This window comes from Bacteroides sp. OF03-11BH, assembly GCF_003604005.1.
GTDB lineage: Bacteria > Bacteroidota > Bacteroidia > Bacteroidales > Bacteroidaceae > Bacteroides > Bacteroides ovatus.
Window position 1 is genome coordinate 81131 of record NZ_QTMW01000016.1, and the last position, 15645, is coordinate 96775.

The window sequence follows — 15645 nt, forward strand, 5'->3', positions numbered from 1 at the left end:
CTTGAGATAAAGAATTTGTTAACAGTTAAAAATAATGTTTATGAAAAGAGACAGACTTTATTTTTCTTTCTTATGTCTTTGTTGCTTTTTGTTTTGTGCGCTGGACGTGCAGGCACAACAAGACTATTGGAAGGGACAAGTGAAGGATGCAGTATCTGGTGAACCGATGATTGGCGTCAGTGTTTGCGTGAAAGGTACGGGAAGCGGTACAATTACTGATTTTGACGGTAATTTTACTGTGAAGGCATCAAAAGGAGACATACTTGTCATTTCTTATGTGGGTTATAAAACTCTGGAACTGGATTTAAAGAATAAAACGACTTTAGGAGTAATCTCTTTAGGAGAAGATACGGAGACCCTGGAAGAAGTGGTAGTGGTTGGATACGGTGTACAGAAAAAGGTGTCCAGTGTCGGTTCCATTGCCACTGCAAAAGGAGATGACTTATTAAAGATAGGTAGCGTGAACTCCGTTTCCGAAGCTTTACAAGGCCAGATGCCCGGTGTGGTTGCCATTAACTCCACCTCAAAGCCAGGAGCTGATAAGGCTTCTTTATTGATTCGTGGTAAGTCTACCTGGGGAGAAGCTGCTCCGTTAGTATTGGTGGACGGTATCGAACGTGACTTCAATGATGTCGATGTGAACGAAATTGAATCTATTTCCGTACTGAAAGACGCTTCGGCAACTGCGGTTTACGGTGTGAAAGGTGCGAACGGCGTTATCTTGCTGACAACCAAACGCGGACTCGAACAGAAACCGGAAATCTCATTCACTGCTAACTTCGGTTTTAAACAACCTTCTGCCGCTCCTGAATGGTCTGACTATGTGACCTCTATGAAACAGTATAACAGAGCACAGGCTAATGATGGTAACTGGGGAGCAATGGTTCCCGAGTCTACCATTGCCGCATGGGAAAATGCGTATGCTACCGGAAATTACGGTCCGTATAACGATGTCTTTCCCGAAGTGGACTGGTGGAAAGAACTGGTAAAGAATGTAGGTTATGAACAGGCTTATAATCTTAATGTACGCGGTGGTACGAAGAAAATGAGTTATTTCGTATCCTTGGGTTATTTGCATGACGGAGATATTTTTAATACTACCAAACAAGAGGATTTCGACCCTTCCTTCTCCTACCGTCGTTATAACTGGCGTAGTAATTTCGACTTCAATATCACAAATACTACTAAACTTTCGTTCAATGTGGCCGGTAAGATGGGTTATCAGAACCAACCGTCTTATTATGAGAATGTCGATTCTCCGGATGAACGCTTTTTTAAAACGTTTTTCACGGCTCCAAGTAATGAATTTCCGATTAAATATAGTAATGGAATATGGGGAGACGGGTTAAGCTCCGATCAAAATATAGCCTGTCTGATGAACGAAGGAGGTAGTCGTAATATTAAGCAACATCAAGGTTTCTACGATGTAATCTTGAATCAGAAGCTGGACTTTATTACAAAGGGACTGTCATTGAAAGCATCATTGTCTTACACTACTTCTTCTTCATGGACTACCCAGATCATGCCGGGTAAGATTTTAGGTAAAGACGATTTGGTTGCCCAACGTACACATATTCGTATTAATCGTGTGTATGATTACGCCAATCCTATTTATAATGCTGACGGAACAATTACTTATAATTATACCGAGAAACGCTATCCGGATGAAAATGCTCCCGGAGATTTGCCTGTTGGTGGTGTTTATGACGGTTTCAAGGCTTACGGACGTAAACTTTATTACGAATTAGCATTGAATTATAGTCGCCAGTTTGGCGATCACGATGTAAGTGCCTTATTTGTATTTAACCGTAAGATGAACGAATCAACCAATACTGCTAATTCGGGTGTGATGAACTTCCCGGCTTACGAAGAAGACTGGGTAGGCCGTGTCACTTACAACTTCAAAGAGCGTTATCTTGCTGAATTTAACGGTGCCTACACTGGTTCGGAAAAATTTGCTCCGGGACGCCGTTTCGGATTCTTCCCCTCTGCCTCTATTGGTTGGCGTATCAGTGAAGAACCATGGGTAAAGAAATTGACCAAAGGTGTACTGACCAACCTGAAAGTGCGCTATTCGTATGGAGTAGTTGGTAATGATAAAGGTGCTACCCGTTTCAACTATATTCAGAAGTTTGAGCAACTATCTGCCAATGCGCAGTTTGGTAAATATCAGACCAGTAACTGGGGACCTTTATACAAAGAAGGAAAATTGGCCGACCCCGATGCTACCTGGGAAGAATCTATTAAGCAGAATATCGGTATCGAAATAGGTTTGTGGGGTAAACTAAACTTTACTGTGGACTTGTTCGATGAAAAGCGTAATAACATTTTGATGACACGTAATACGATTCCGTCATGGGCCGATAGTGGTATTGCTTTTCCGCAGGTGAATCTGGGTAAGACTAAAAATCACGGTCTTGAACTGGATATTGCTTGGAACGACCGTATTGGAAAGTTTAATTATTACGCGAAGTTTAATTTTGCAACCAGTGAGAACCGTGTTGTCTTTATTGATGACCCGAAAAATCAGAGCGAATATCTGAAACAAGCCGGAAAATCAATCGGATACGTGAATAAATATCTGGCAACGGGAAACTTCCAGTCGTTGGATGATATTTATAACTCGGCACAGTCCACTATTGCCAATGGTGCACACAACACATTGATTCCGGGAGACTTGTACTACATCGATTATAATGGAGACGGTATGATTGATGCTAAGGATATGGTTCCGATGAAAAACCTGAACTATCCGACTACTACCCTCGGATTTACATTGGGAGGTTCTTACAAAGGAATCGGATTCAATATGTTGTGGTACAGTGCTATGGACGTTTATAAAGAAGCGATTCCTTCCTATTTATGGGATTTCCCGGAAGGTAATATCAAGGCTCAACCAAATACGTTGAATACATGGACAGCCGATGCTCCGATTCAAGGCGGTCCGATTCGCCCCAGTATTCATGTTCAGAGAAGTTATAATTCGGTGGCTAGTACATACACATATACCAACCATGCTTATCTTCGCTTGAAGAACCTGGAAGTGAATTATCAGATTCCGAAGCGTTGGTTGCAGCCTTTACGTCTGACAAAACTGCAAGTATATGTCAACGGTACCAATTTGTTGACGTTCTCGAAAGGTGATTCCCGCCGTGACCCCGAACATTCGGGACAGAATGTTTATCCGGTGGTGAGACGTTATAACATTGGTTTTAGATTAGGATTATGAGACACTTTAAATTTACTGATATGAGAAGACATAAGTTGAATTGGATATGGATCATTCTATTGGGGTTGTTTGTAGGAAGTTGTGAGGACTATCTGGACCGCTCTCCCGATGACGGACTTTCCGAAGATGATGTTTATAAAGATTATAGCAGTTTGTTAGGGTTCATGGATCGCATCTTTCAAAATGATGATATATTAATCTTTACACATGGTATCAACTCTTATTCGAATACATACGTAACGGTAGGTAATTTATCGGATGAATATGCATCCGTTCGCGATAATGATCCGTCGAAGTTTGTCAATGCAGGTAACTGGCTGGAGAATGCCGGTACACGTTTCGAAATAGGAAGTAAAAGTGATGGGAAGAATTTCAAAAGTGCTATTTCTCGTGCTTATACCGGACTTCGTATCGTGAACCGTGTAATTAGCGGAGTAGATCAAGTGAAATCCATCACAGACGACCAAAGGAGAAAACTGTTGGGACAGGCTCATTTTCTGCGTGCCTACTTCTATTTTGAGATTATCAAGCGATATGGCGGAATGCCCATCTTTGACCAGCTTTGGGGAGCATCGGACGACTTTGACTTTCCCCGTAAAACTTATCAGGAATCCAATGCTTGGATGCAGACAGACCTGGATAAAGCCATTGAATATTTACCTATAAGCTGGCCTGACGAGGAACATGGACGGCCTGACAGAGTAGGCGCCATGGCATTAAAAGCGATGACACAGCTTTATGCTGCCAGCCCTTTGATGCAGAACGACTTGAATTCTATTGAAAACAAAGGATATGGAAAAGACATGGCTGCCGAAGCTGCCCGTAGTGCGCAAAAGGCAATCAACGCTATTGAAAGCCACGAATATTATCGCTTGATGAATCACGACGAATATCGTAGTATTCAATTAATGCCTAATTCCAATCAATTCGCACAGCCGGAATACTTATGGTTCCTGCGTTGGCATCATGGCAACTGGTCTGCTTTCGTCAGAGCGCAATGGCTGACACAACCATACGATAATAAAACCGGTGCCGAAGGTACTCCTTATAATGCTCCGACACAAAATGCGGTAGATATGTACGAACGTAAGGGAGCTGACGGCAACTACTATCCGATCACTGATCCGCGTTCCGGTTATGATGCGGTAAAGACTACCAATCCTTACTCGGATAGAGACCCTCGCTTCACTAATAATATCCTCGTGCCCGGTGAGCAATGGGGAAAGAATTTACAGGGTGTTCCTTATTATCTGACTACTTATTCGGGCGGTTACTCCGAGAACTTCATTTCTACCAATCAGTTTACGAGAGGCTCTCAACAGACCGGATATATGTGTAAGAAGTTCATTTGGCCGGAAGCAAGTGTGCCTTTGTTTGGCGAAGCTGGTTTCCAATTATATCGTCTGGTGGCTGTGTACATTCGTGTTTCGCAAGTTTATCTGGATATGGCAGAGGCTTCATACGAGGCGACAGGTGATCCGGATGCAGTCGTTACGGGTTGTACGATGTCGGCCCGTCAGGCTTTGAATAAAATCCGTGTAAGAGCCGGAATTGGCGAACTACCGGATGGAGTTGACTTTAGAGAAGCTTATCGTCGGGAACGTGGTGTGGAATTGATGTTCGAAGGACACCGCTGGTATGATATCCGCCGTTGGATGATTGCTGAAGATCTGTTTAAGGGTGAATATCCGATCATGGGTGTCAAAGCAACCCCGATCAATCATTCTTATACGGCCGACCAGTTGAAAGTGGAAAAAGCCTGCACTTATAAGTTGACCGACTTTACTTACGAGTATGTTCCGGTGAGGACAGCCGTGCGGACGTTTAACAAGCGTAATTATTGGTATCCGCTACCGATGGATGAAGTGGCGGCTTTGGATAATCTTCAACAGAACCCCGGATGGTGATACCTAAAATAAAGAAAAGTATATGAGAAACAAGATTAGATATATAAGACTGATAGGGCTCATATTTGTCCTTATCGTTGGCTCTAGCCTGACTTTCGCACAGAATAAATCAAAGAGAAAGTCGGCGAAGAAGCCTTTGGTGGAAGTAGTTTCTATTGTTACCGACGAGAAAGGTAGCCCGTTGAAGAATGTTTCTATCATTTGTGGAGAAGGCGCAGTCGTTCTCTATACAGATGCAAAAGGACGTTTTCAGACGAAGGTCGAGAATGACGCAACCGTCATGGTGGAGGCTTTGGGATATGAAGATAAAGTGTATAAGCTGACAGGCAGCAATATCGTTCCTGAAAAGATTGTCCTGAAGAAAGAGCCTCTGTTCCTGACCGAAGAATCGCTAGTGAATAGAGCCGATGGTGGCAAGACATATAAAGGGAATGAAGTAGGCGCAACGAGCGTACTGGAGAACGGACAGTTTGGAACCTTCCCTGATTTGACGCTGACTAATATGCTGCAAGGTAAAATGTTAGGTCTGCAAGTTCGCTCCACAGTCAGCGGATTGGGAAACAATACTCCTGATTTATTTATCCGTGGCCAGCATGGCATGTCGGAGAATACAGCTATTGTTATCATCGATGGTGTGGAACGTCCGGCAGCGGATTTGATTCCTGAAGAAATCGAACGTATCGAGTTACTGAAAGATGCCACTGCCAAGATTCTTTATGGGGCACGTGCTGCGAATGGCGTACTTTGGGTGACTACCCGCAGAGGAAAGGCCAACCGCCGCATTTATAACGCAACCGCCGAAGCAGGTGTGGTACAGATGACGCGTACTCCTGATTTTCTGAATTCTTATCAGTATGCTAATCTGTATAATGAAGCGCGTGCAAACGACGGACTGACTCCTTACTATAATCAGAAACAACTGGAAGGATATAAAAACTCCAAAGGAGTTAATGACCTATTGTATCCGAACGTCGATCTGTACGATCAGTTGTTGAACAAAAATGCCAACTATCGGAAAGTATCGTTCGATATGACGGGAGGTACCGACAGAGTGCGTTATGCCCTGATTGCCGGATATGTAGGAGGTAGCGGATTTGAAGACGTCACCTATACTCCGCAATTGCACCGCCTGACTCTTCGCGGAAACCTCGACTTCAATGTAACGGATTTCCTGACTATATCCGCAGACGTTGCCGGACGTATGGAAATGCGTAAATGGGGGCAATTGGACTGTGGTCAGGTATTCACGGCCCTGTCTACTCATCGTCCGAATGAATACCCGCTGACTATGTCATCGGAAGAAACCGGATTGGCCAGCTCGGACGGGATTCCCTTGTTTGGCGCAAGTCTGTTGCGTCCGATGAATGCATACGCGGAAACGATGTATGGAGGATATACGGATGAGCGTTATACACGCAGCCAGACCAATATCGGTTTGAAATTCGATCTTGATATGCTGACAAAAGGGTTGAAAGCCGGTGCTTTCCTTTCTTTCGACAACTATGATTACCTGCAACTCTCTTTGAGCAAAGTCTATCCGACGTATGCCATCAAAACATATCGTGACTTTGCCGGTGAGGAACAGATCATGTACACCCAGATGAAGAAAACAGATGTAGCCACTTCACAAAGCCGGAAGTCGACTACCTTGCAGCAGACATTGGGTTGGAATGCCTTTGCCGCATACGAGAATACATTCAACCAAAAGCATGATGTATCGGCACGGCTGACTTACATGTACTCGAAAACAACGAATCAGGGAGTGACCCAAGACATCATCAATGCAAACTACGCATTGCGTCTGAACTATATGTATGACCACCGCTATGCTGTGGAAGCCGACATGGCATTGATGGGAAGCAACCGTTTCAAATCGGGAGATAAATACTTCTTCTCGGCAGCAGGCGGCCTAGCCTGGATTCTAAGCAATGAAGATTTCCTGAAAGACAATGAATACGTGAACTTCCTGAAACTGAAAACCAGCGCCGGTATATTGGGCTATGACAGAAGCACGGAACATTTATTGTATGAACGTGCCTGGTCGCAAGACGGCAGCTTCCGGTTCGGAACAACGAACAACGGTGCTACGGCTTACTATTCCACTTTTATCCGTGCAGGCAATCCGAACCTGAAATGGGAAAAGGCAGCAGAATGGAACATCGGTGTGGAAGGCCTGTTCCTGAACAACCGCTTATATACCGAAATAAACTATTTTCGTGAGAAACATACGGACATCATCGGTTCTGTTGATGCCTCTTACGGGGATTATACTGGCAACTTTACCTACCAGGATAACATGGGCTCCGTCTTGAATCATGGTATAGAAGGAATGTTCACCTGGAGCGACCGCATCAACGACTGGGCTTATTCGGTAGGAGCCAATTTTGTATGGTCAAAGAATAAAGTATTGAAATGGAACCAGGTGAAACATGGTGAAGAATACCGCTACACAGTGGGGCGTTCTACCGATGCTATGATGGGACTGGTTGCCGAAGGATTATTTGGCAAAGATGTAGTCATCAACGGACATGCAACCCAGACGTTTGCCGATTATCAGGAAGGCGACATCGCCTACAAAGACCTGAACGGTGATAAGATCATTGACGGTCGTGACGTAAAGGAACTCGGAAACTCATTCCCACGTACTACGTTGGGCATCGATTTCAATGTAAGCTACAAAGGCTGGGGATTGTATCTTCAGGGATATTCCGAACTGGGCGTTCACACTTGGGCAACAAATGCTTATTACTGGAACAATGGAGAAGGTAAATACTCCAAACTGGCATTAGACCGTTATCATCCGGCAAACAATCCGACCGGAAGTTATCCGCGCCTGACAACCACTGCCGGTGAGAACAACTTCCGCAATTCTTCTTTCTGGTTGAAGAATACAAGCTTCTTCCGTATGAAGAATGTTGAATTGAGCTACACGTTCAATCAGTTCTCCCCAAGGTCGGTAGTGAAGAAGATGAAGGTTTTCGCTCGTGGTGCAAACTTGTTTGTGCTTTCTTCCGTGAAAGATTTGGATCCTGAATTGCTGAATGCCGGTGTGACAAACTATCCGGTGACACGTACTTTTACAGGCGGAGTCTCTTTTGTATTTTAATTTTGAACAATTAATAGATGGCAATATGAAACATATATTAGGAAGTTGCGTTTTAGCAGGTCTGTTTCTCTTTTGTGCTTGTGACGACACATTGGATACAAAGGTGACGTGGCAGATCGGAGACTCTGATACCTGGAGAGTGCCGGAACTTGCTCAAGGCGTACTATATAAAGCTTATAATGGCATAGCCAACCGCCCGGATTGTTTTGAAGATAACTTTCTGGATTGTGCTACCGATAATGCAGTGACTAATCTGCGCAGCTCTTCTGTCTATAAATTAAATATGGGTGGGATGACAGCGTTTAACAACCCGATCGGAAACTGGAGCAATGCGTATAACATGCTGAACTATGTAAACTCTTTCCTCGAAAACGGCTTAACCGACCAAGTGCAGTACAACCGCACCGACCCGGAAGTGGACAAGCAAATCAAGCTGCGTCTGGAAGGTGAATCGTATTTCCTGCGTGCATGGTGGCATTTTGAGCTATTGAAGATGTACGGCGGAAAGGCGAAGAATGGAAAAGCGTTGGGTATTCCGTTGGCAGATCATTTTATTTCGCAGGATGAGGCCGCGCAGAACGGTGAATTTCTTCGTCCTACTTATCAGGCAACAGTCGATTTTATTGTCAACGATTTGAATAATGCCATCGAGTTATTGCCGAACGTGTATCAGGGAGATGACTTGGAGTTTGGTAATACACAAATCGGTCGTGCCACGAAAGCGGCGGCAGCTGTTCTGAAAAGTCGTGCGCTTTTATATAGCGCAAGCCCTGCCATGCAGGATGATGATGTGACGAAGATCACTGGCATGGGACAATTCGAAATACTGAACCCTACGGTTTACCAGGCAAAATGGGAAGCGGTAGCCAAAGAGATCAATAAGATTCTGGGCATGGAAGGTTTCGGAACTTATGTTCCTGTTACGGCTTCCTCCATTGCCGATGTTCAGACGGAAAGTTCCGATTATGCTTTCCGCAGATATTTTAATAATAACCTGTTGGAAGGTTTCCATTTCCCGCCGTTCTACTACGGAAGTGCCCGTGCCACTCCTTCTCATAATCTGGTAAAGGCTTTTTATGCGAAGAATGGTTATCCGGCAACCGATGTCCGTTCCGGTGTCGATCTGTCTGATCCTGATTTCGATCTGACGCAGCTTTATGCCGTACTGGATAATCGCTTTGCGCTGAATGTCTACTATCATAGTGCTACATTTGGCGATTCCGGCCAGCCGTTGGATATGTCCGAGGGTGGAAAAGATTCTCCTTCGTTTAGTGAGAATGCTACACGTACGGGTTATTATTTGGCTAAATTCGTTTCCAAGAAATCGGCTATGCTGAATCCGATTCAGACCTTAAACTCGGTTCATTACAATCCTTTGTTACGGAAATCGGAAGTTCTTCTTAACTTTGCCGAAGCTGCCAATGAGGCTTGGGGCAACCCGACGGTGAAAGCCGAAGGATGCCTGTATTCTGCATACGAAATATTGAAAACAATCCGTTCGCAAGCCGGAGGTATCAACTTTGATCTTTATCTGGATGAAATGGCTCAAAGTAAGGACTCGTTCAGAAAGCTGATTCAGAACGAACGTCGCTTGGAATTTACTTTCGAGAATCATCGTTATTTTGATATGCGTCGTTGGGTATTGCCGTTGAACGAAGAGGTGGAGGGTGTTGCCGTTACCCGCAATGAAGATGGTACATTCAGCTTCAAAGTACAGAAAGTGGAACAACGGAAATATGAAGTGAAAAACTATTTCATGCCATTACCGTATGCAGAGCTGGAGAAGAATAAGAATCTAATGAATAATCAGGGTTGGGAATAACGTGCTGTTGATATAAATACTTATTTACAATGAAAAGACTAAATATATTATGGATAGGGCTGATAAGCGTTCTGATGACTGCTTGTTATGACGATTATGAAAAGGACTACGATAAGAGTTCTGTGTACTTTGCTTCGCAAAAACCTCTGCGGACACTGGTAGCCGATACAGATATGTCGATAAAGGTGGGAGTGGCTATTGGCGGTAAAAGAGAGGTGCATACCGATGATTGGGCTACATTCGAGATCGATCCGTCTTTATTGGATGGTACGGGCTTGACACTAATGCCGGAAAACTATTATCAGTTGGCTAATCCGAACAAGATGACGATCAGCAACCCGAACCTGGCAATCGCAGATGTGAAAGTGACTTTCTCCGATGCTTTCTATGAAGACAATGCTGCTTTGGACAAGCACTATGCAATCCCTTTCCGGTTGGTCGATCATAATCAGGATGAAATTAGTACTGATGTGAATGGTAATTTGAAGGATTACAGTATTGTAGTTGTCAAATTTGTCAGCCAGTATCATGGTACCTACTTTGTGAAAGGAAAAGTTACCAATTTGTCTACCCAGCAGGTTACTGAATACAGTAACAAGGATTTGAGTCAGAATATGACCCGCGACTTTGTTTCGTTAGGTAGAAACAAAGTACGCAGACCGGGTTTCGGAAACACATTGGAAAACAATGAGTCGGTGAATCTGACAGTCAATCCGGATGGAAGCGTCAATATTGAAGCCGGAGGAAGCGTCGCTATCACAGATGCATCCGCCACATTAGATCCTGCAGCCGAATCATTGGAATTTGTAGGGAAACAGCCTAAGTTTACCCTTTCTTATAAGTACACGAAAGGTGGCATCACTTATCAGGTTGACGAGGAACTGATCCGACGTCAGAATCCGGAAGCTGATTTACGCTTCCAGGAATGGTAGAATAGGTATTAGTTGATTATAGATTTCTATTGCTCACCGGTAATTAGCTGCATCAGTGAATGTTGCAGATTAATTACCGGTGATATCTTTTTCTGTTGGGCGTAGTTGATTTACAAGATATACCTACTTGACCTGTTGACTATTAATAGATAACTTCCTTTTGCTATAGACCAAACTATCTTTCTCCGGTTAGATAACTTTCTTTTCCTTCGTTCCAAACTATAATTGCAAGCTTTGTTTTTATAAATGCAACTTGCAATTATAAAAACAAAGCTTGCAATTATATAAACGGAACTTGCGTTTATAGTTTGAAATAGGGCAAAGACAACTTTACTATGAAGGGAAGAGATCTTTGCAAAGGGAGCAAAAGAACTTTTCTATTAATAGTTGACACGTTGTCTAAGGGTAGGTTGAATTTCTGAAGCAGTTGCTTTTGCTTTCTATTTCAACTGCTTGAGAAACTCTGTCGGAGTGATATTAAATTCTTTCTTGAAACACTTTGTAAAGTAGTTCGGATCTGATATGCCGACAGCAAATGATGCTTCGGAGACATTCATACCATTCAGTAAATGAGTTTTAGCCTCTTTCATTTTGATGGTCCGTATGAATTGGGTGATGGAACATCCGGTGAGTGATTTCAGCTTCATGTGCAACAGGCTGCGGCTGATGCGGAGATGGGTTGTGATTTCAGTTACTCCGAAGTCTTCCTTGGTGAGGTTCGCCATAATCAGTTCCACTAGTTCCTTCATGAACACTTCATCCCGTGGGTTATTGGTTATTTGCTTGATGTTCAGTTCTTCCGCCTGTTTGAAGTGTTCAATACTCTGTTTCCGGCTCTTTTGGATATTCTGTACCAGTAGTTCCAGATTCTTGGCGTTAAAAGGTTTAGTGATATACGCATCGGCTCCCCGTAGATAACCTTCCGTATGGTCGTTTTCATCAGTCTTTGCAGTCAGGAGGATAACGGGGATATGGCTGGTCGTTACGTCCTGTTTGACACGTTCCGTGAATTCCAATCCGTCCATCACTGGCATCATTAAATCCGATATAATGAGGTTAGGCAACTGTTTGGCTATCTTCTTGCAGGCTTCTGCACCGTTATACGCCCGTATAATATCATATTTCTCACTGAATATGCTGGCAAGATAATCATTCATTTCTTTATTGTCCTCCACAATCATAATAGATTCCCGGGCAGGATCTTTTTCTTTGTTGGTCAGCTTTTCAGGAATGAGTTCGATGGTTTCCTTGATTCGCTGGTTGTATTTCTGTATTTCTTCGGTCGTGATGTTCTCGGACGAGCGTTCATCGGGGTTGTAAGCATCCTCGGATACATTCAGGGTAACGATAAAGTCCGAACCTTTGTTGATTTCGCTTTCTACCCGGATTTCCCCTTTGTGCATGTGTATGAGCGAACGCGTAAGCGATAATCCCAGTCCGAATCCCTCACGATGGTCGCGCTTCTCAACCTGGTAATAACTTTCAAATATTTGTTCTTGAGCTTCTTTAGGAATCCCCCTGCCATTGTCTTTGACAGAGATTTGCACAAATGTCCCCTTCTCTTCTTTTATTAGTTTGGCACTCAACTTGACGTATCCGCCGGGCTGGGTATATTTAAATGCGTTTGAGAGCAAGTTATAAAGAATCCGTTCCAGCTTGGAAGGCGAGAACCAGACTTCCTCTTCGGTGTCTTCCAGATTGACGATGAAGTCAATTTCCCGTTCTCCGGCTACAATGTCGAAGATGTGCGACAGTTCTTCCAGAAAGTGCATGATGTCTCCCTTCCGGACGCTGATACGCATCTGTTTCATCTCGATTTTACTGAACGTCAATAGTTCATTAATCAGATAATTCATCCGGTTGGCGTTTCGGTAGATGACTTCCAGTTTCTCTTTATCGTTGTTGCTGATTTGTGGCTGCTGGATCAATCGTTGCAGAGGCGATAGAATCAGAGTCAGCGGTGTTTTCAGGTCATGGGAGATGTAAGTGAAGAAATTGATCTTCTGTTGATTCATATTCTCTATGTTGACGCGCTGTTCATGCTCCGTTTTCAGTCGCATGAGCAGGATGATACGCGTTTTGGTATATCTGTATGCGGCGTAAATGATTAATAGGAAGAGTAATGCATAAACTAAATATGCTCCCGGCGAGAGCCACCAGGGAGGAAGGACTCTGATGGCAAGGTCCTTTTGCCCCGTTTCGTCCCAGCGGATACCGTCTTTGCTGGCTTTGATCTTTAAGATATATCTTCCTGAAGGCAGATTGGAGAAGCGTACCTGATGCTGGTTGCCTACGAACTGCCAATCCTTGTCGATACCTTCCATTTTCATCGCATATTGAGTGTTGTCGGTATATTGATAATTCAGTCCGGAGTATTCGAGACGCAGGGATTGTGCTTGTTCGTGCGTCAGGGTGATCTCCGTCAGTTCGGAGATAGAGGAAGGGATGAATGCTTTCTCATTGTTGGGCGACATATATTCGCTGTTGCTCCAAATGGCAGTCAGTGCAATGTTGAAACGGGGATTGACGGAGCGTACCTGTTCCGGGTAGAAAGAAATCATACCGTTGATAGTTCCGAAATACAATTCTCCGTCAGGCTTCTTGCAGGCGGAGGAGTAGTTGAACTGGTTGATGGGTAATCCGTCGGCCGTGGTATATCGGTCAATGCTTCCTGTTTGGGAATTGATACAACAAAGTCCGTTTCCGGTACCTACCCAAACATTACTCATCTCATCTTCAATGATACCTTTGATGGCGTTGGATCCCAACTGTTCTTTACTGTAAAAGGCGATAATGTTACCGTTGCGGTCTGATACATAAAGCCCGTTGTTGTCTGTACCTATCCATATCCGTTGATGTGAATCGGGGTAGATATAGGTGATGTAGAGATTGGTGTGCGGCAGGATAGGGAGCGAGGTTACTTTCAGTGTATGGGTATTGATCTGAAATATACTGCCTTTTCGGGTTCCTGCCCAAAGTATACTGTCATTAAACTGTACCAGGTTAAAGACACGGAGAGATGAAATTTTTTCCGGGCGGGAGTTTGCTTTCTTCCTGTTGATCAGGAATAAGCCGGAAGGGCCTCCGTACCAGATATGATCGTTCTTGTCTTCGATGATGCAGAAGCCGGAAGAAACCTCATCCGACAATAGATTATAGTCCACCGTGCGGTTTAGATGCGGTATATAGTGAAGAGCTCCTTTCAGGAACAGTCCGAGCCACAAGCTGTTATCTTTGTCGAGCCATAAAGAATGTATGTTCTTGGCGTAGATTTGCATTTGCTTGTGCAGCCGTTCGGCACGGGTGATTTCCTTCTTATTGTCCAGGTAGTTCAATCCGCCATCTTCGGTGGCGATGTACAGACCGTTGTCCGGAGCATTGATAATCTGGCGGACAGCCTTTCCGCTCAAATGATTGAAACTGGCTCCGTATGGATATATCTGGAACTGGTCGGAACCGAATATATAATAGTTGACTCCTCCGAAATAGGTTCCTACCCACATATTATGAGCCTTGTCCTGATAAAGGCTGTAAATGGGAGAATCGTTCAGCGCACTTAAATCCCGTTCCGATTGCTCGTAATGTGCAATCAGTTGATAGAGTTTGTTGAAGACAAAGATGCCATACTCCGTGCCTACCCATATATTCCCCGTATGGTCGGTTGCCGCACACCGGAAGTCTTTCACTTCAAGGTCTTTCGAAAGATTACACAGGGTATTGCTTTGTATATGATAGACGAAAAAATCGTTGTTAGTATTAAATAAAAGCTGGTTGGACGAGATCAGGACAGCATTGTTGCATTGCTGTGTAAAAGGCTGGATGAGAGTCGGGAGGGAAACGAACTGTTTCTTCTCCAGACTGTATCGCATCAGTCCTTTGTTGGTGTCTATCCATAAGGTTTTGTCTCCGTCCTCCGCAAGGTATCTCACATGAGGTTTTTCTTCATCGAGAAGAAAAGGAACGAACAAGCTGTCTTGTTCATTGTAGCGATAGAGTCCGTTGCTACAAGCTGCCAGAAGCATACCATCGCTGGTGTTCAGGAAACAAACATCATCCTTAGTGTTCCCTTTAATCTGGTAACGGCTGAAATCTTCTGTCTCGTAGTTATAGCTGCAGATGCCCTGATCGGTAGAGATCCATAGAATGTTACGGAGCGAATCGTTATATAAGCGTGTGATGAAATTGTGGCGGAGTGAGGTGCTGTCGGCCTCATTATGTGCGAACAGGTTGATATTATAACCGTCATATCGGCACAATCCGTTGCGTGTACCAAACCAGATGAACCCGTGGTTGTCCTGGGTGATTGCATTGATCGTATTATGCGGGAGTCCTTCAGCTATACTTAGCTGTTTGAAGCGTATATTATTATATTGAATCTGTCCCGTCGACAAGCTTGTATTTAAGAGCACGAGACTAAATAAGAGCACGAATTTAAGTAAGGTGGTTCTCATGGCTTTTCTGATTGATTTTCACGACCTAAAGATACGTCTTTTTTTGTTTTGAACAGTCGTAGAATTGTTCAAACGGGCAGCACTCATGTTCAGTTTGCCGCTTCGCTACAGATTTTTATACATGATTGCAGGTATTAAGCATTATTTTTCTGTTTTTCTTGGATAGAAAAGACCACATTTGCAATGTGAAACTCTAAA

6 protein-coding genes are annotated in these 15645 nt (G+C 43.9%); 5 read left to right on the forward strand and 1 reads right to left on the reverse strand.

The genetic code is table 11. The annotated features are described in order from the left end of the window. Window positions 1-40: 40 nt before the first annotated feature. From DXA54_RS13785 to DXA54_RS13805, 5 genes are read left to right on the forward strand one after another with little or no spacing between them, the layout of a single operon-like run. Window positions 41-3229, forward strand: coding sequence for a SusC/RagA family TonB-linked outer membrane protein (locus DXA54_RS13785; protein WP_120079769.1), 3189 nt, complete (start codon window positions 41-43; stop codon window positions 3227-3229). A 20-nt stretch (window positions 3230-3249) separates the two neighbouring features. Then, the gene (locus tag DXA54_RS13790; RefSeq protein WP_120079771.1) at window positions 3250-5136 is read left to right on the forward strand and encodes a RagB/SusD family nutrient uptake outer membrane protein; all 1887 of its coding nucleotides are present in this window, start codon (window positions 3250-3252) and stop codon (window positions 5134-5136) included. A gap of 22 nt (window positions 5137-5158) precedes the next feature. Then, the gene (locus DXA54_RS13795; protein ID WP_120079756.1) at window positions 5159-8242 is read left to right on the forward strand and encodes a SusC/RagA family TonB-linked outer membrane protein; all 3084 of its coding nucleotides are present in this window, start codon (window positions 5159-5161) and stop codon (window positions 8240-8242) included. 25 nt (window positions 8243-8267) lie between these two features. Next, the gene (locus DXA54_RS13800) at window positions 8268-10064 is read left to right on the forward strand and encodes a RagB/SusD family nutrient uptake outer membrane protein (protein WP_120079757.1); all 1797 of its coding nucleotides are present in this window, start codon (window positions 8268-8270) and stop codon (window positions 10062-10064) included. Between the two features lie 29 nt (window positions 10065-10093). Then, the gene (locus DXA54_RS13805) at window positions 10094-10996 is read left to right on the forward strand and encodes a BT_3987 domain-containing protein (RefSeq protein ID WP_120079758.1); all 903 of its coding nucleotides are present in this window, start codon (window positions 10094-10096) and stop codon (window positions 10994-10996) included. A gap of 440 nt (window positions 10997-11436) precedes the next feature. On the opposite strand, the gene DXA54_RS13810 is transcribed toward DXA54_RS13805, so the two are convergent. Beyond that, the gene (locus DXA54_RS13810; RefSeq protein ID WP_120079759.1) at window positions 11437-15447 is read right to left on the reverse strand and encodes a two-component regulator propeller domain-containing protein; all 4011 of its coding nucleotides are present in this window, start codon (window positions 15445-15447) and stop codon (window positions 11437-11439) included. Window positions 15448-15645 lie beyond the last annotated feature (198 nt).